General features: G+C 62.2%; 19 protein-coding genes. 8 read left to right on the top strand and 11 right to left on the bottom strand.

Annotation, left to right across the window (positions count from 1 at the left end; all coding sequences use genetic code 11):
- Positions 1-23: 23 nt before the first annotated feature.
- The 8 genes from AC193Q_RS16845 to nrdR all read right to left on the bottom strand — a co-directional run bounded on the left by AC193Q_RS16845 (position 24) and on the right by nrdR (position 6,128).
- Positions 24-527 (bottom strand): phosphatidylglycerophosphatase A family protein, encoded by a 504-nt coding sequence (locus AC193Q_RS16845; protein ID WP_003228639.1) that lies wholly within the window; start codon positions 525-527, stop codon positions 24-26.
- A complete protein-coding gene (gene thiL, locus AC193Q_RS16850) occupies positions 524-1,489 on the bottom strand; it encodes a thiamine-phosphate kinase (protein ID WP_095668201.1) in 966 nt (321 codons plus the stop codon). The genes AC193Q_RS16845 and thiL overlap by 4 nt, the downstream gene beginning before the upstream one ends.
- Positions 1,490-1,506: 17 nt before the next feature.
- Positions 1,507-2,007, bottom strand: a complete 501-nt coding sequence (gene nusB, locus AC193Q_RS16855) for a transcription antitermination factor NusB (protein WP_047296866.1) — start codon at positions 2,005-2,007, stop codon at positions 1,507-1,509.
- Entirely contained in the window at positions 2,004-2,480 is a 477-nt protein-coding gene (gene ribH, locus AC193Q_RS16860) for a 6,7-dimethyl-8-ribityllumazine synthase (RefSeq protein WP_003228649.1), read from the bottom strand. The genes nusB and ribH overlap by 4 nt, the downstream gene beginning before the upstream one ends.
- Before the next feature lie 235 nt (positions 2,481-2,715).
- Positions 2,716-3,807, bottom strand: coding sequence for a bifunctional 3,4-dihydroxy-2-butanone-4-phosphate synthase/GTP cyclohydrolase II (gene ribBA, locus AC193Q_RS16865; RefSeq protein ID WP_007966103.1), 1,092 nt, complete (start codon positions 3,805-3,807; stop codon positions 2,716-2,718).
- Between the two features lie 16 nt (positions 3,808-3,823).
- Complete coding sequence (locus AC193Q_RS16870) at positions 3,824-4,486, bottom strand: riboflavin synthase (protein WP_007955571.1); 663 nt, start codon at positions 4,484-4,486, stop codon at positions 3,824-3,826.
- 47 nt (positions 4,487-4,533) lie between these two features.
- Positions 4,534-5,667 (bottom strand): bifunctional diaminohydroxyphosphoribosylaminopyrimidine deaminase/5-amino-6-(5-phosphoribosylamino)uracil reductase RibD, encoded by a 1,134-nt coding sequence (ribD, locus tag AC193Q_RS16875; protein WP_121187431.1) that lies wholly within the window; start codon positions 5,665-5,667, stop codon positions 4,534-4,536.
- Positions 5,664-6,128: a transcriptional regulator NrdR gene (nrdR, locus tag AC193Q_RS16880; RefSeq protein ID WP_003228656.1), complete on the bottom strand. Its 465-nt coding sequence runs from the start codon at positions 6,126-6,128 to the stop codon at positions 5,664-5,666. The genes ribD and nrdR overlap by 4 nt, the downstream gene beginning before the upstream one ends.
- 127 nt (positions 6,129-6,255) lie before the next feature.
- On the opposite strand from nrdR, the gene AC193Q_RS16885 reads away from it, so the two are divergent.
- The 3 genes from AC193Q_RS16885 (at position 6,256) to trxA (ending at position 8,441) form a co-directional block, all read left to right on the top strand.
- Complete coding sequence (locus tag AC193Q_RS16885; protein ID WP_041074498.1) at positions 6,256-6,720, top strand: YbaY family lipoprotein; 465 nt, start codon at positions 6,256-6,258, stop codon at positions 6,718-6,720.
- The gene (locus tag AC193Q_RS16890; RefSeq protein WP_047296870.1) at positions 6,717-7,370 is read left to right on the top strand and encodes a class I SAM-dependent methyltransferase; all 654 of its coding nucleotides are present in this window, start codon (positions 6,717-6,719) and stop codon (positions 7,368-7,370) included. Before AC193Q_RS16885 ends, AC193Q_RS16890 begins: the two co-directional genes overlap by 4 nt.
- A gap of 198 nt (positions 7,371-7,568) precedes the next feature.
- Complete coding sequence (gene trxA, locus AC193Q_RS16895) at positions 7,569-8,441, top strand: thioredoxin (protein ID WP_041074494.1); 873 nt, start codon at positions 7,569-7,571, stop codon at positions 8,439-8,441.
- Positions 8,442-8,537: 96 nt separating this feature from the next.
- Here trxA and AC193Q_RS16900 read toward each other — a convergent pair whose 3' ends face one another.
- Positions 8,538-8,897, bottom strand: a complete 360-nt coding sequence (locus tag AC193Q_RS16900; RefSeq protein ID WP_095668197.1) for a hypothetical protein — start codon at positions 8,895-8,897, stop codon at positions 8,538-8,540.
- 135 nt (positions 8,898-9,032) lie between these two features.
- Between AC193Q_RS16900 and AC193Q_RS16905 the strand changes: the two genes are divergently transcribed.
- From AC193Q_RS16905 to AC193Q_RS16925, 5 genes are all read left to right on the top strand, one after another.
- On the top strand, positions 9,033-9,635 hold the full coding sequence (locus tag AC193Q_RS16905) for a DUF2796 domain-containing protein (RefSeq protein ID WP_121187434.1): 603 nt from the start codon (positions 9,033-9,035) through the stop codon (positions 9,633-9,635).
- A 131-nt stretch (positions 9,636-9,766) separates the two neighbouring features.
- Positions 9,767-10,477 (top strand): ABC transporter ATP-binding protein, encoded by a 711-nt coding sequence (locus AC193Q_RS16910; protein WP_003228669.1) that lies wholly within the window; start codon positions 9,767-9,769, stop codon positions 10,475-10,477.
- A gap of 1 nt (position 10,478) precedes the next feature.
- Positions 10,479-11,744 carry an ABC transporter permease gene (locus AC193Q_RS16915; RefSeq protein ID WP_108183943.1) on the top strand — a complete coding sequence of 422 codons (1,266 nt, stop codon included), beginning with the start codon at positions 10,479-10,481 and terminating at the stop codon, positions 11,742-11,744.
- 11 nt (positions 11,745-11,755) lie between these two features.
- Positions 11,756-12,274 carry a DUF3299 domain-containing protein gene (locus tag AC193Q_RS16920; RefSeq protein ID WP_121187838.1) on the top strand — a complete coding sequence of 173 codons (519 nt, stop codon included), beginning with the start codon at positions 11,756-11,758 and terminating at the stop codon, positions 12,272-12,274.
- Positions 12,275-12,522: 248 nt separating this feature from the next.
- On the top strand, positions 12,523-13,221 hold the full coding sequence (locus AC193Q_RS16925; RefSeq protein ID WP_041074487.1) for an OmpW/AlkL family protein: 699 nt from the start codon (positions 12,523-12,525) through the stop codon (positions 13,219-13,221).
- A 265-nt stretch (positions 13,222-13,486) separates the two neighbouring features.
- Here the strand turns inward: AC193Q_RS16925 and AC193Q_RS16930 are convergent, their stop codons facing one another.
- On the bottom strand, positions 13,487-14,416 hold the full coding sequence (locus AC193Q_RS16930; protein WP_121187436.1) for an NAD-dependent epimerase/dehydratase family protein: 930 nt from the start codon (positions 14,414-14,416) through the stop codon (positions 13,487-13,489).
- Positions 14,409-15,293 carry a sugar nucleotide-binding protein gene (locus AC193Q_RS16935; protein WP_041074483.1) on the bottom strand — a complete coding sequence of 295 codons (885 nt, stop codon included), beginning with the start codon at positions 15,291-15,293 and terminating at the stop codon, positions 14,409-14,411. Before AC193Q_RS16935 ends, AC193Q_RS16930 begins: the two co-directional genes overlap by 8 nt.
- Positions 15,294-15,481: the final 188 nt, after the last annotated feature.

Consider the following 15,481-nt stretch of genomic DNA (forward strand, 5'->3'; position numbering starts at 1 on the left):
TCACTTAACCCTGACGATCCGGATCAGGCGAAAATCCACACCAGTCCCTGCATCGCCAGCCAGGCGAACACGCCGGCCAGCACGTCGTCGAGCATGATGCCGACGCCGCCGTGGACATGCCGGTCGATCCAGCGGATCGGCCATGGCTTGAGAATGTCGAAGAAGCGGAACATCAGGAACCCCGCAAGCAACCAGTACCAGCCTTCCGGCACCAGCCACAGGGTGATCCACATCCCGACCATTTCATCCCAGACGATGCCTTCGTGGTCGTGCACCCGCAGATCGTCGGCAACCTTGCCGCACAGCCAGAAGCCGAACAGCATGGTGATCCCGAGCATCAGCCAGTAACCCCAGTCGGGCAGCATCTGCCACAACGGGATAAAGGGTAGCGCAACTAACGAACCCCACGTGCCCGGTGCTTTCGGCAAGGTGCCGGAGCCAAAGCCGAACGCGAGGAAATGCCAGGGATTGCGCCAGACCGACGGCGGAACGAATTCGGCCGGAACCTGTTTCGGGTGATCTGTCACGGTGTCTCCTGAAAATGTTGATAACCGCGGATTTGCGGGGTGATATCGTGGCCTTCGCGATCCAGCAGCACCACACCCTGGCCCTGCGCCACACGCCCGATCACATGGATCGGCCAACCATCGGCCAGCAGCGCCGGCAACTCGACGGACGGTAGCGTGAAGGCCAGCACATAGTCATCGCCGCCGCTCAACGCTGCCCGTTCGGCACCACGCTGACCGAGAAACGCCACTAAAGCATCGGACAACGGTACGCGCTCGCGTTCAACTTCGAGTCGAACCCCCGAAGCCAGAGCGATATGCCCGCAGTCGGCGAGCAGGCCGTCAGAGATATCGAGGGCCGATGTGGCCTTGCCACGCAAGGCCTGACCGAGCGCCAGTTGCGGTTGCGGCGACCAGTAATGATCGAGCAACGGCTGGGCGATATCTGCTTCGGCCTCGCGCTGGCCAAGCACCAGCGGCAACGCCCCGGCGGCATTGCCCAGCTCACCGCCAACACAGAGCAGATCGCCCGGTTGTGCGCCGCTGCGGGTCAAGGCCTGCCCGACCGGAACGCGACCGAATACGGTCACCGTCAGGCTCAACGGCCCCCGCGTGGTGTCACCGCCGACCAGCGCGATGCCGCAGCTCTGCGCCATGCGGTTCAAACCGCGGGCGTAGGCTTGCAGCCAATCGGCGGTCACCGTCGGCACAGTCAGGGCAAGGGTAAAGGCAACGGGCGTGGCGCCCATGGCGGCCAGGTCGCTGACCGCGACGGCCAGCGAGCGCTGACCGAGCAGAAACGGATCGCAAGGGTCGGCGAAATGCACGCCGGCCACCAGCGTATCGGTGGAAATCGCCAGCTGTTCCCCGGGGGGAACCGCCAGCAAGGCGCAGTCATCGCCGATCCCCAGAGCAACGCCCTCGCCGCCCTGCGCACAAGGCGCGGCGGCGAAGAAATTGCGGATCAGCTCAAACTCGCCCATGAGGTCTCAAGCGCGTATCAGCGCTTGAACGCCTTCACTTCAGCTTCACGCAGGCGCGGAGCCAGCTTGTCGAGTACGCCGTTGACGAACTTGTGGCCGTCGGTCGAACCGAAGACTTTCGCCAGCTCGATACCTTCGTTGATCACCACACGATACGGCACGTCAACGCGCTTGAGCAGTTCCCAGGTGGACAGGCGCAGAACCGCCAGTTCAACCGGGTCCAGCTCTTCGATTTCGATGTCCAGGCATGGCTTGAGCGCGGTGTCGATTTCAGTCTTGAACTGCGGAACCCCGTGCAGGATCTCGCGGAAGTAGGCGCCATCGACATCGGTGAAATCGTTATCAACGCGAAACTGCGCTTCGATCTCGTTCAGCGATTGCCGGGCCATGTGCCACTGATACAAGGCCTGAGTCGCGAGCTGACGGGCTTCGCGGCGCTTGGCGCTCTTCGATGGCTTGCCGGCATCCGCAGGTTTCGGATCGCGCGGGTTGAAACGATCGCTATCGTCGCTAATCACTTGGCCTCCAACTGCGCCAGCAGGCTGACCATTTCCAGAGCGGACAGGGCAGCTTCAGCACCTTTGTTGCCGGCCTTGGTGCCGGAACGTTCGATGGCTTGCTCGATGGAGTCAACGGTCAGGACGCCGAACGCGACCGGTACGCCGAATTCCATGGACACCTGGGCCAGACCCTTGGTGCACTCGCCTGCCACGTATTCGAAGTGCGGAGTGCCGCCACGAATGACCGCACCGAGGGCGATGATGGCTGCGAACTCGCCTTTCTGGGCGACTTTCTGCGCAACCAGCGGGATTTCGAAGGCGCCAGGTGCGCGGATGATGGTGATGTCGCTTTCGCTCACGCCGTGGCGAACCAGGGCATCAACTGCACCGCTGACCAGGCTTTCAACCACGAAGCTGTTGAAACGGCCCACTACCAGAGCGTAGCGGCCTTTAGGGGCGATGAAGGTACCTTCGATGGTCTTCAGGGTCATTCGTCAGATCTCTTAAAGAGCCGGGACGCGTCTCGTACGCATCCCTCAGTGATATTAGCCACAAATTCATGACCGGAAACACCGCATTGCTGTTCGACTACACCCTGTGGCGAGGGGATTCATCCCCGATGGACTGCGCAGCAGTCCCAACCAAATAGGGCCGCTACGCAGCCCGTCGGGGATGAATCCCCTCACCACAAGGATCTACATCAACAATGCCGAATTCACCGGGTCATTATTCGGAGGGCACGTATTCTACAACTTCCAGATCGAAACCGGATATCGCATTAAATTTCATTGGCGCCGACATCAGGCGCATTTTGCGCACACCGAGGTCACGCAGGATCTGCGAACCGGCACCGACGATGCTGTAGGTGGTCGGTTTTTTCACCGCCGCCTGATCAGCAGTTTCGCGGATGTGCGCCAGCAACACGTCGCCATCAAGCGGGTGCCCGAGCAACAGCACCACACCGCTGCCGGCCTCGGCCACCGCAGCCATCGCGGCACGCAGGCTCCAGCGGCCAGGTTGCTTGACCATCAGCAGGTCGCGCAGCGGGTCCATGTTGTGCACGCGAACCAGGGTCGGTTCCTCGGCGCAAACGGTGCCCAGCGTGAGCGCCATGTGCACGTCGCCTTCTACCGAATCACGATAGGTCACCAGGTTGAATTGGCCCAGTTCGCTGTCCAGCGGCTGCTCGGCAATCCGCTGAACGGTACGTTCGTGGATCATCCGGTAGTGAATCAGGTCGGCGATGGTGCCGATCTTGATGTTGTGTTCGGCGGCAAACGCTTCCAGCTCGGCGCGACGGGACATGGTGCCGTCGTCGTTCATCACTTCGCAGATCACCCCGCTTGGCTCGAAACCGGCCATGCGCGCCAGGTCGCAGGCGGCTTCGGTGTGGCCGGCACGGGCCAGCGTACCGCCGGCCTGGGCCATCAGCGGGAAGATGTGGCCCGGGCTGACGATGTCTTCAGCCTTGGCATCTTTGGCCGCCGCCGCTTGCACGGTGCGCGCACGGTCGGCGGCGGAGATACCGGTGGTGACGCCTTCGGCGGCTTCGATCGACACGGTGAACTTGGTGCCGAAACCGGAACCGTTGCGCGGCGCCATCAGCGGCAGCTTCAACAGCTCGCAGCGCTCGCGGCTCATCGGCATGCAGATCAGGCCACGGGCGTGCTTGGCCATGAAGTTGATGTGCTCGGCCTTGCAGCATTCGGCGGCCATGATCAGGTCGCCTTCGTTCTCGCGGTCTTCGTCATCCATGAGGATGACCATCTTGCCTTGGCGGATGTCTTCAACCAGTTCTTCGATGCTATTGAGCGCCACAAGGCACCCCCTTCAGTCAGGATTTGAGGTAGCCGTTGGCGGCCAGAAAGCTTTCAGTGATACCACCGGACGTCGGCTCTGCAGCCTTGTCGCCCAACAGCAAACGCTCCAGATAACGCGCCAGCAAATCGACTTCCAGGTTCACCCGGCGGCCTGGCTTGTAGGAGGCCATGATGGTTTCGCTCAGGGTGTGCGGAATGATCGTCAGCAGGAATTCGGCGCCATCCACCGCGTTCACGGTCAGGCTGGTGCCGTCGACGGTGATCGAGCCTTTATGGGCGATGTACTTGGCCAGTTCTTTCGGCGCGCGAATGCGAAATTCCACGGCGCGGGCATTGTCACTGCGCGACACCACTTCGCCGACACCGTCGACGTGACCGCTGACCAGATGCCCGCCGAGGCGGGTGGTCGGGGTCAGGGCTTTTTCCAGATTGACCGGGCTGCCGCTTTTCAGGTCATTCATCGCGGTGCAATCGAGGGTTTCGCGGCTGACGTCAGCAGCAAAACCGTTGCCCGGCAATTCAACCGCGGTCAGGCACACGCCGTTGACGGCGATGCTGTCGCCGAGTTTGACGTCGCTCAGGTCGAGCTTGCCGGTTTCGACATGCACCCGCACATCACCGCCCTTGGGGGTCAGTGCACGGATACTGCCGATGGATTCGATGATGCCGGTAAACATGGGGTTCTCCTTGAGAACGAAGCCAGCGCTAAGGCGATGGCCGGGAATTATACGCTCGCCGAAACGACTGGCGTCGCAGTGACTCGCCAGTCATCGCCAACCGCGCGGATTTCAGTGATTTTCAGCTCCGGAGCGTCCTTCATATAGGCCAGCGGCCAGTCCAGCAGCGGCCGCGCCGTGGAACCGAGAAACTTGCCGGCGATGAAGATCACGAACTCGTCGACCAGACCACGCTGCGCGAACGCGCCGGCCAGACGCGGGCCGGCCTCGACCAGCACTTCGTTGACGCCACGGTTGGCCAGTTCGATCAGCAACTGATGCAGATCGACCTGACCGTCATCGCCCGGCACGATCAGACACTCCGGGCCATTGGCGTATTGCTCTTCGACCGCCATGCAGGTGGCGACCAGCGCCGGGCCGGCCTTGAAGAACGGCGCATCCAGCGGCACCCGCAGGCGCCCGTCGATCAGCACCCGCAGCGGCGGACGGCTCATGGCCTGTGCCGTTTGCTCGGCATCCAGACCCAGTTCGTCGGCGCGCACGGTCAGGCGCGCACCGTCGGCCAGCACGGTGTCGGCCCCGGTCAGCACCACAGCAGCCTGCGCGCGCAGACGCTGCACGGCGGAACGCGCCGCTGGACCGGTGATCCATTGGCTTTCGCCGCTTTCCATCGCCGTACGACCGTCGAGACTCATGGCCAGCTTGACCCGCACGAACGGCAAGCCGTGTTCCATGCGTTTCAGAAAACCTTGATTGAGTTGACGTGCTTCAGCTTCCAGCACGCCGCTTTCGGTGGCGATGCCGGCATCGGCCAGGCGCTGCAAGCCACGTCCGGCGACCTGCGGATTCGGATCGCGCATCGCGGCGACCACCCGGGCAACTCCGGCATTTACCAGCGCATCGGCGCACGGCGGCGTGCGGCCATGGTGGCTGCACGGCTCAAGGGTCACGTAAGCCGTGGCGCCCCGGGCCAGCTCACCGGCTGCGCGCAAGGCGTGGACTTCAGCGTGGGGTTCGCCGGCACGCTCGTGAAAGCCTTCGCCGACAATCTGCCCGTCCTTGACGATCACGCAGCCAACCCGGGGATTGGGATGGGTGGTGTAGTGGCCCTTGCGCGCCAGTTCCAGCGCGCGGGCCATGAAACGGGCGTCAAGGATCGCCTGCTCGGCGGCGCTGGTCATTCTTTCACCGGTTCGCGGGCGAGGCGGTCGATCTCTTCGCGGAATTCGTTGAGGTCCTGAAAGCGTCGGTATACCGAAGCGAAACGGATATAGGCGACTTCATCAAGCTTTTGCAGCTCGGCCATCACCAGTTCGCCGACCACGAGGGATTTGACCTCGCGCTCGCCGGTGGCGCGCAGCTTGTGCTTGATGTGGACCAGGGAGGATTCGAGACGCTCGACGCTCACCGGACGTTTCTCCAGCGCGCGTTGCATGCCGGCGCGGAGTTTTTCTTCGTCGAACGGTTGGCGGCTGCCGTCGGTTTTGATCAGGCGCGGCAACACCAGTTCGGCCGTCTCGAATGTCGTGAAACGTTCGCCGCAGGCCAGGCATTCACGCCGGCGGCGCACCTGTTCGCCCTCGGCGACCAGACGCGAGTCGATGACCTTGGTGTCGTTGGCACCGCAGAAGGGACAGTGCATGGTGGCTGGCAACAAAAAAAGGGAGGGCCATGGTAGCGCATCCCGGTGGCAAGACAAGCCATAGGGTTTGCGGTATACAGACTGCCATGATCGTTTGATCCACGGATTTCATTTTCTGGAGCTGCCAATGTCGCTACGACCGCTCGTTTTGCTCAGTCTTTTCGCCCTGCTGGTGGCCTGCGGTAGCGATAAACCCAAACCGCAACCGCCAACACCAGGCCCGGCGCCGCAACAGGCGCAGAAAAAAGCCAAAGAAGCCGCCGACCTGGGTCCGCTGCCTGCCTATCAACGGGAACTGAGCGGTACCCTGCAAGGCGTGCCGGCCGGAGCCGAAGTCGAACTGGCGCTGCTGGTGATCGATGAAAAATCGCGTCCGCAGCAATTGCTCGCCAGTTCCAGCCTGATTGGCAACAACCAGATCCTGCCGTTCCGCCTGCGCTTCAATCCGGAAGCCTTTCCGGCTGGCGCACGGGTTGAACTGCGCGGTCGTGCCACGCAATCGGGCCAGTTGATCCTGCACCTGCCGTCGCAAACCATTACTCAGCCGACCACTCAGGCGCTGGGCCAGCTGCAATTTGTCAAAGCACCATGATCGTACCGCTCGAGCTGCAACAGGCGCTGGGTGAATTGCTCGGTGATGCGCGGCTCAAGGCCTGCGGATTGCCGGGCACCGATTTGCAGTTGTGGCTGATCGACGGCGATAACATGGATCGCGAATTCAGCCCGGATGAAACCCGGCGCATCCTCCACGAACCGCCCTACTGGAGCTTCTGCTGGGCCAGCGGCCTGGCGGTGGCGCGTTATCTGGCGGAGTTTCCCGAGTGGGTGCGTGGCAAACGGGTGCTGGATTTCGGCGCCGGCTCCGGGATCGCCGCGATTGCGGCAGTCAAGGCCGGGGCGTTGGAAGTGGTGGCCTGTGATCTGGATCCGCTGGCGATTGCTGCGTGTCGGGCCAACGCTGAACTCAATGATGTGCAGATGAGTTATTCGACGGACTTCTTTGCCGAGGCTGATCGCTTTGATCTGATTCTGGTGGCGGACGTGCTCTACGACCGCGAGAACCTGCCGCTACTCGATGCATTTCTCAGCCGTGGCCGTGAGGCGCTGGTGGCGGATTCGCGGGTTCGCGACTTTCGTCATCCGCTGTATGAGCGGATCGAAATGCTTGAGGCGATGACCTTGCCGGATCTGGCGGAGCCGGAAGAGTTCAGACATGTCAGTCTTTACCATGCGCGGCGCTAACCAAAAGCATCGCGGGCAAGCCCGCTCCCACAGTGACCGAGTCGAACCAACATTTCTTCTACGACACAGAATCCTGTGGGAGCTGGCTTGCCAGCGATGGCGTCCTGCCTAGCGGTACACCTCTCAAATCTGCCCCGCTTCCGGCCACACCCCGCCAAGCCGTATAGTTGCCCCATCCACGCTTTTACGAGATCCCCCATGAGTCAGCAAACGCCGTACATCTTCGACGCCACGACTGCCGATTTCGACCAGTCGGTGATCGAAGCTTCTTTCAACAAACCGGTGCTGGTGGATTTCTGGGCCGAATGGTGTGCGCCGTGCAAGGCGTTGATGCCGATGCTGCAAGGTATTGCCGAGAGCTATCAGGGCGAACTGCTGCTGGCCAAGGTCAACTGTGACATTGAACAGGACATCGTCGCCCGCTTCGGCATTCGCAGCCTGCCGACCGTGGTGCTGTTCAAGGACGGCCAACCGGTCGACGGTTTTGCCGGTGCGCAGCCGGAGTCGGCCGTGCGTGCCCTGCTCGAACCGCATGTGCAGATGCCGCCGCCGGCCGCCGCCGATCCGTTCGAACAGGCTCAGGCACTGTTCGATGAAGGTCGTTACGCGGAAGCAGAAGCCGCGCTGGTGGTGATGCTCACCGAAGACAACAGCAACGCCAAAGCGCTGATCCTCTACGCCCGCTGCCTGACCGAACGCGGCGAACTGGGTGAGGCGCAAACCGTGCTCGACGCAGTCAAGAGCGATGAGCACAAGGCTGCACTGGCCGGCGCCAAAGCGCAGATCAAATTCCTTGGCCTGGCCCGCGACCTGCCGGATGCCGCCGACCTCAAGGCGCGCCTTGCACAGAACCCGCAGGACGACGAAGCGGTGTATCAACTGGCGATCCAGCAACTGGCGCGTCAGCAATACGAAGCGGCGCTGGAGGCCTTGCTCAAGCTGTTCATCCGTAACCGCAGCTACGGTGAAGGCCTGCCGCACAAGACCTTGCTGCAGGTGTTCGAACTGTTGGGCAATGATCATCCGCTGGTGACTGCATACCGCCGTAAGGTGTTCGCTGCGCTTTATTAAGATCAAAAGATCGCAGCCTGCGGCAGCTCTTACAGGTTCATCCGCAAAACATGGATGAAACTGTAGGAGCTGCCGCAGGCTGCGATCTTTTTCGTTTCACTCGATCCAACTGTAAAGCGGTGTATCCCCGCCGCTCGCCACTTTCACCTGTGAACTGTGGCGCAAGCGCACCAGCAAGCGCTTGCCCGCCGAGGCGCTGCCAGTCAATCCCTCAAGCTGCTCCAGCAGATCCGGCCCGCTGAGCTGCCCGGCCTTGCGCAACAGATCCTGCGCAACCTGCCACAACGCATCGTCCTGGTTGAGCGGTTTCGCTGCCGGCGTGCTCAATGCCGCTTCAGGCTGATCACCCTGCGGCTGCGCGCCAAGGGCTGCGCCGAGCTTCGCCCAATCACTGTCATCCAGCTCCACCGTCAAATCCACCGGGGTCGCGCCAACGGTTCCGCGTATCCGCAACATCTGCTTCGCTCCTGCACATTTCTGACCTGCATGCTCCCACGGGACTTGTGCAACGCCAAGCGCACGGGCAAACTCTGCGCACTTTCGTTATAAGATTACATAACAAACTCTTCACTTTACTTCCCGGAGACCGCCATGCGTCGTCTGCTCCTCGCTTTGCCGTTTGCCCTGTTGCCGCTGGCCATCGCCCATGCCGCCGATGAGCACGATCATGATCACGAGCACGGCAGCCTCGGTGCCCACGAACATGGCGTCGGTCGACTGAACGCCGCACTCGACGGCCAGACCCTGGAGCTGGAACTGGAAAGCCCGGCGATGAACCTGGTGGGCTTCGAACATGCCGCCACCAGCGACGCCGACAAGGCCAAGGTCGCCGCCGCCCGCGCCAAACTGGAAAACCCGCTGGCGCTGTTCAGCCTGCCGGCCGCCGCCGGTTGCAAGGTCACCAGCCAGGAACTGCAAAGTCCGCTGTTCGGCGACAAGCCGGCGGCCGACGAGCATGACGATGATGACCACGACGAAGATGCCAAGGGTGGTGAAGCGCATCACCACGATCACAGCGAAATCCACGCCCACTATCAATTCAGCTGCGCGGCCCCGGGTGCTCTGAAGACCCTGGATCTGGCGAACCTCTTCAATACCTTCCCGGCGACCCAGAAAATTCAGGTACAACTGATCGGCCCGAGCGGCCAGCAAGGCACCGAAGTGACCGCCAAGGCTGCCGCCCTGAAATTCTGACTGCCTGAAATATCCCCTGTAGGAGCTGCCGAAGGCTGCGATCTTTTGATCTTGCCTTAAAAACAGGATCAAAAGATCGCAGCCTTCGGCAGCTCCTACACGGGCCCGTGATCAAACATGAAACTGGTGCCATGACCCAAGCACTCATCGAACTGTCCGACCTGGGCTTCAACTGGCCCGGCCACCCGCCGCTGCTGGACATCCCGGCGTTTCGCCTGGAGCCCGGCGAAACCCTGTTCCTCAAAGGCCCCAGCGGCAGTGGCAAGACCACCCTGCTCGGCCTGCTCGGTGGCGTGCAGAAGCCCGGGCGCGGCAGCATTCGCCTGCTCGGCCAGGAACTGACCGAACTCGGTGCCGGCGCCCGCGACCGCTTTCGTGTCGATCACACCGGCTACATCTTCCAGCAATTCAACCTGCTGCCGTTTCTTTCGGTGCGCGAGAACGTCGAGTTGCCCTGCCACTTCTCCAGGCTGCGTGCCGAGCGGGCGAAACAGCGTCATGGCAGCGTCGACCAGGCTGCCGCCACCCTGCTCGCCCACCTGGGTCTGAAGGATGAAAGCATCCTCGGCCGTCGCGCCGATTCGCTGTCGATCGGTCAGCAGCAACGGGTCGCCGCCGCTCGTGCGTTGATCGGCCAGCCGGAACTGGTGATCGCCGACGAACCGACCTCGGCGCTGGATTACGACGCCCGGGAAAACTTCATTCGTCTGTTGTTCGCCGAATGCCGCGAGGCCGGCTCCAGCCTGTTGTTCGTCAGCCACGACCAGAGCCTGGCGCCGCTGTTCGACCGTCACCTGTCCCTGGCCGAGCTCAATCGCGCCGCCACGTCTGCCGAGGTCTGAGATGTATCTGTTTCGTCTGGCCATGGCCAGCCTGGCCAACCGCCGCTTCACCGCCCTGCTCACCGCGTTCGCCATTGCCCTGTCGGTGTGCCTGTTGCTCGCGGTCGAGCGCGTGCGCACCGAGGCCAAAGCCAGTTTCGCCAGCACCATCAGCGGCACCGACCTGATCGTCGGCGCCCGCTCCGGTTCGGTGAACCTGCTGCTGTACTCGGTGTTCCGCATCGGCAACGCGACCAACAACATTCGCTGGGACAGCTTCGAACACTTCGCCAGCAACCCGAAAGTGAAGTGGGCGATCCCGATGTCCCTCGGCGACTCCCATCGCGGCTACCGGGTGATGGGTACCACCGAAGCCTATTTCGAGCATTACCAGTACGGTCGTCAGCAACATCTGGAACTGGCCGACGGCCGTGCCTTCGCCACCGACCCGTTCGAAGTGGTGCTCGGCGCCGAAGTCGCCGAAGCGCTGCATTACAAGCTCGGCGACCAACTGGTGCTGGCCCACGGCGTAGCGGCGATCAGTCTGGTCAAGCACGATGACAAACCGTTCACCGTGGTCGGCATTCTCAAGCGCACCGGCACGCCAGTAGATCGCACGCTGCACATCAGCCTCGGCGGCATGGAGGCGATTCACATCGACTGGCACAACGGCGTGCCGGCACGCGGCAACGGCCGAATCACGGCGGATCAGGCACGCAACATGGATCTGACGCCACAGGCGATCACCGCGTTCATGCTCGGCCTCAATAGCAAGATTTCCACCTTCGCCCTGCAACGCGAGATCAATGAATACCGGGGCGAGCCAATGCTGGCGATCCTCCCGGGCGTGGCTTTGCAGGAGCTGTGGAGCCTGATGAGCACCGCTGAAAAGGCCCTGTTCGTGGTCTCGCTGTTCGTGGTGCTGACCGGGTTGATCGGCATGCTCACGGCGATTCTCACCAGCCTCAACGAGCGCCGCCGCGAGATGGCGATTTTGCGTTCGGTCGGCGCGCGACCGTGGCACATCGCGAGTCTGCTGGTGCTGGAAGCTTTCGCGCTGGCGCTGACCGGCGTAATCGCCGGACTGGCGTTGCTGTACCTCGGCATCGCCGCCGCGCAGGGTTACGTGCAGGCCAATTACGGGCTGTATCTGCCGCTGGCGTGGCCGAGCGAGTATGAATGGACGCTGCTCGGTGGCATTCTGGCGGCCGCGCTGCTGATGGGCAGCGTGCCGGCCTGGCGCGCGTATCGCCAATCCTTGGCCGATGGCCTGTCGATCCGTTTATGAGGATGTTCACCATGCCCCGCGCTGTGCTTGCGCTGCTGTTGCTGGTCGCCCTGCCCGTGTGGGCAGCGGCACCGAAAGACCTGACCTGGTCGGAGATGATCCCGCCGGACGCCGCGCCGGAGGTGCCGAACATGACGCCGTTGCACGACCTGTCGAAGATGGGCGACGCGCTCTCCGCCGAGTCGGCGCCAGCGGCGAAACAGGACATGCCCAACGCGCCGGTCGTGCAAAGTCTCGATGGGAAGAACATCCGCCTGCCGGGCTACATCGTGCCGCTGGAAGTCAATGAAGAAGGACGCACCACCGACTTCCTGCTGGTGCCGTACTTCGGCGCCTGCATCCACGTGCCGCCACCGCCGTCGAACCAGATCGTGCATGTGAAAAGCGAGCTGGGCGTGAAGCTCGACGAGCTGTATCAGCCGTACTGGGTCGAGGGACCGTTGCAGGTCAAGGCATCCACCAGCGAACTGGCCGATGCCGGGTATCAGATGGCGGCGGACAAGATTTATGTGTATGAGCTGCCGGAGTAGTTCCGGCACTTCTGTGATGTTTTTAATGGCCCCTTCGCTGGCAAGCCAGCTCCCACAGTGATCGAGTCGTTCACCCATTTTTTGAACACCAACGAAACCCGTGGGAGCTGGCTTGCCAGCGAAGGGGCCGGCCAAGGTTCCACAAAAAACCGGGGCATCACTGTTTCATTGAGCTGAGTCAAAAGACCGTATCAGTTGGCTTCATACCATAGGACATCAGACATTTTTAACGTCCTTTTGGAGCTCCCATGAACAAGTCCTTGCTCAGCGCCTCGCTGTTTGCAGTCGCGCTCGCAGCCCCGCTCGCCCACGCCCACGAAGCCGGTGACATCATCGTTCGCGCCGGTGCGATCACCGTCAACCCGAAGGCCGACAGCTCCAGTGTCAAAGTCGATCAGGGTCCGTTGAGCGGCACCAACCTGGGCGGCAAGGCGACCATGAGCAGCGACACCCAACTGGGTCTGAACTTCGCTTACATGTTGACCAACAACATCGGTATCGAGTTGCTGGCCGCCTCGCCGTTCGAGCATGACGTAAAAATCAAAGGCACCGCACTGCCAGCGGCCAACGGCAAACTCGGCACCCTGAAACACCTGCCGCCCACCCTCAGCGTCGTGTACTACCCGCTGGATGCGAAATCGCCGTTCCAGCCTTACATCGGCGGCGGCATCAACTACACCTGGATCTACGACGAGCACGTCGGCAGCGAAGCCCAGTCCAACGGCTTCAGCAACTTCAAAGCGAAAAACTCCTGGGGCCTGGCCTGGCAGGTCGGCGCCGACTACATGCTGACCGACAACATCATGCTCAACGCCCAGGTGCGCTACATCGACATCGATACTCGCGCCACCGTCGAGAACAACGCCGTGGCACCGGGCACCCGTGCCAAGGTGAATGTTGATGTCGATCCGTTTGTGTACATGGTGGGTCTGGGCTACAAGTTCTAAGCAACATTCGAACATTCGCGTGGTGGTGAATGCGGGCTAATGTGGCGAGGGAGCTTGCTCCCGCTGGGCTGCGAAGCAGCCCTGAACAAGGCAAAAGCGGTGCTTCAGAAAAACCGCGTTGACTGAATTTGCGACTGCTGCGCAGTCGAGCGGGACGGTGCGACGATTCGACGAGCTCCCTCGCCACAGGGATTGCACAAGCGTTAAAGCGATACCCCGCCCACAAAAAAGGCGCCTGCAAAGGCGCCTTTTTTGTTTTTTCGATTTAGCGTCCCAGCAACCGCGCCAGCCCCACACGCATCGGCGTCGGCTCTGGCAGCTTGAAGCGTTGCAACAAACGCGCGTTGTTCGCCCGCGAATGACGGATGTCACCGGCGCGCGCCGGGCCATAGCTGACCGGTGGCAGTTCGCCGACCACTTCCTGCAGCGTTTGCAACATCTGCTTGAGGTTCATCGCCTGATTCCAGCCGACGTTCATCGCGCCCACTTCCACTTCAGGCTTGTCGATTGCCTGCACAAGCACATCGACCAGATCCTCGACATAGAGGAAATCGCGGGTCTGTTCACCATCGCCGAACACGGTGATCGGCAGACCTTTCTGCGCCCGCTCGCTGAAGATGCTGATGACCCCGGAATACGGCGAGGACGGATCCTGGCGTGGGCCGAAGATGTTGAAGAAGCGGAAGATCACCGGCTCCAGACCATGCTGGCGACGATAGAAATCGAAGTAGTGTTCGCCGGCCAGTTTGTCCGAGGCATACGGAGTCAGCGGGGCTTTTGGCGTGTCTTCGTCAATCGACTCGCCTTCGCCATTGTTGCCGTATACCGCTGCGCTCGACGCGTAGAGCACACGCTTGACCCCGGCCTGGCGCATGGCTTCGCAGACATTCAGGGTGCCGATGAAGTTGCTCTGGTGCGTCTTCACCGGATCGTCCACCGACGCCTGCACCGAAGCGACTGCCGCCAAATGCGCAACGGCGCTGCAGCCTTGCATGGCCTGCGCGACCAGCGCGGCATCGGCGACGTCACCGACGATCAGTTCGACCTTCGGGTTGTCCAGCGGCAGGTTGCTGCGTTTGCCGGTCGACAGATCATCGAGAATCCGCACCGAATGGCCGGTGGCGAGCAATGCATCCGTCAGGTGGGAGCCGATGAAACCGGCGCCGCCGGTGATTAAAACAGGGCCTTCAGCCATGACGATAAAACCTATCCAGTAAAGCCGGGAGTGCGGCGCGCCAGGCGCGAGGCTTGATCCCGAAAGTGTGCAGAATTTTCTTGCAGGCGAGGACCGCGTGCTGCGGTTCCTCGGCGGCATCCGGCCGCGCGGCATGGGCCTGAGCGGTCGGTGCTTCGATCGCCAGCGGATGCAGGCTGCGTGCTTCGGTCAGAATCGCCTGGCCGAGCGCCAGCGGTGTGGTCGCCTCGTGGCCGGCGTAATGGTAAGTGCCCCACAGCGGCGCCGCGCAATCGAGTTGCTTGAGCACCGAAATGATCACTCGCGCCGCATCGTCCACCGGGGTCGGATTGCCCCGGCGATCATCGGCCATGAGCAATTCATCTGGCTGTTCGGCGCGGGCGAGGAAGCGTCCGAGGGTGCCTTCAGGGCTGTCGTCGAGCAGCCAGCCGAAGCGCAGCAACACGTGTTGCGGGCAGGTCGCGCGGACACTTTGCTCGATGCGCCACAGCGCCTGACCGCGCAGGCCCAGCGGCACCGGCTCGTCTTTTTCGCTGTAGGCAGTCGCCCGCGAACCGTCGAACACTCGGTAACTGGACGGTTGCACAAGAATGATGTTGTGGTGCTGGCACAGTTCGGCCAGCCGCTCGATGGCGCGTTCCTGGCCGGCCAGACGGCTTTCGCTGACCGTCTCGGCCTGGAACCAGTCGAAATAGTAGGCGAGGTTGATCAACGCATCCGGACGGGTATCGTCGAGCAGTTGCGTCAGGCTCGCGGCATCCCAGCCGTCTTCTGGCGGGCGGGGGGCGAGGAAACCGATGTCTTCTTCCGCACCGAGGCGAATCAGCGCCTGCCCAAGGGCATTTCCGCCGCCCAGTAACATAAGGCGCATTCGCATAGAGTCAGCAGGCCCAGTCTGATTGGAACGATGGCTTTAGCGACGGTGCGGGTGACACCGTCATCGATAATTGCCGGAATCGTTGCATTTTGCGGGTTTAGTGCGCAACCGTCACCCGTAAAGTGTAGATCGCCGGGAATTGTGCTGAATCAACTGGCTCCATCGCTGGCAATCCAGCGCCCACAGGG

The organism is Pseudomonas sp. F2 (genome assembly GCF_057174385.1).

Bases quoted from the DNA above. Each gene is read 5' to 3' on its own strand.
- thiL (WP_095668201.1), bottom strand. From the start codon at position 1,489: ATGGGCGAGTTTGAGCTGATCCGCAATTTCTTCGCCGCCGCGCCTTGT.
- ribH (WP_003228649.1), bottom strand. From the start codon at position 2,480: ATGACCCTGAAGACCATCGAAGGTACCTTCATCGCCCCTAAAGGCCGC.
- AC193Q_RS16870 (WP_007955571.1), bottom strand. From the start codon at position 4,486: ATGTTTACCGGCATCATCGAATCCATCGGCAGTATCCGTGCACTGACC.
- ribD (WP_121187431.1), bottom strand. From the start codon at position 5,667: ATGACCAGCGCCGCCGAGCAGGCGATCCTTGACGCCCGTTTCATGGCC.
- nrdR (WP_003228656.1), bottom strand. From the start codon at position 6,128: ATGCACTGTCCCTTCTGCGGTGCCAACGACACCAAGGTCATCGACTCG.
- AC193Q_RS16885 (WP_041074498.1), top strand. From the start codon at position 6,256: ATGTCGCTACGACCGCTCGTTTTGCTCAGTCTTTTCGCCCTGCTGGTG.
- AC193Q_RS16890 (WP_047296870.1), top strand. From the start codon at position 6,717: ATGATCGTACCGCTCGAGCTGCAACAGGCGCTGGGTGAATTGCTCGGT.
- trxA (WP_041074494.1), top strand. From the start codon at position 7,569: ATGAGTCAGCAAACGCCGTACATCTTCGACGCCACGACTGCCGATTTC.
- AC193Q_RS16900 (WP_095668197.1), bottom strand. From the start codon at position 8,897: ATGTTGCGGATACGCGGAACCGTTGGCGCGACCCCGGTGGATTTGACG.
- AC193Q_RS16905 (WP_121187434.1), top strand. From the start codon at position 9,033: ATGCGTCGTCTGCTCCTCGCTTTGCCGTTTGCCCTGTTGCCGCTGGCC.
- AC193Q_RS16910 (WP_003228669.1), top strand. From the start codon at position 9,767: ATGACCCAAGCACTCATCGAACTGTCCGACCTGGGCTTCAACTGGCCC.
- AC193Q_RS16915 (WP_108183943.1), top strand. From the start codon at position 10,479: ATGTATCTGTTTCGTCTGGCCATGGCCAGCCTGGCCAACCGCCGCTTC.
- AC193Q_RS16920 (WP_121187838.1), top strand. From the start codon at position 11,756: ATGCCCCGCGCTGTGCTTGCGCTGCTGTTGCTGGTCGCCCTGCCCGTG.
- AC193Q_RS16925 (WP_041074487.1), top strand. From the start codon at position 12,523: ATGAACAAGTCCTTGCTCAGCGCCTCGCTGTTTGCAGTCGCGCTCGCA.
- AC193Q_RS16930 (WP_121187436.1), bottom strand. From the start codon at position 14,416: ATGGCTGAAGGCCCTGTTTTAATCACCGGCGGCGCCGGTTTCATCGGC.
- AC193Q_RS16935 (WP_041074483.1), bottom strand. From the start codon at position 15,293: ATGCGAATGCGCCTTATGTTACTGGGCGGCGGAAATGCCCTTGGGCAG.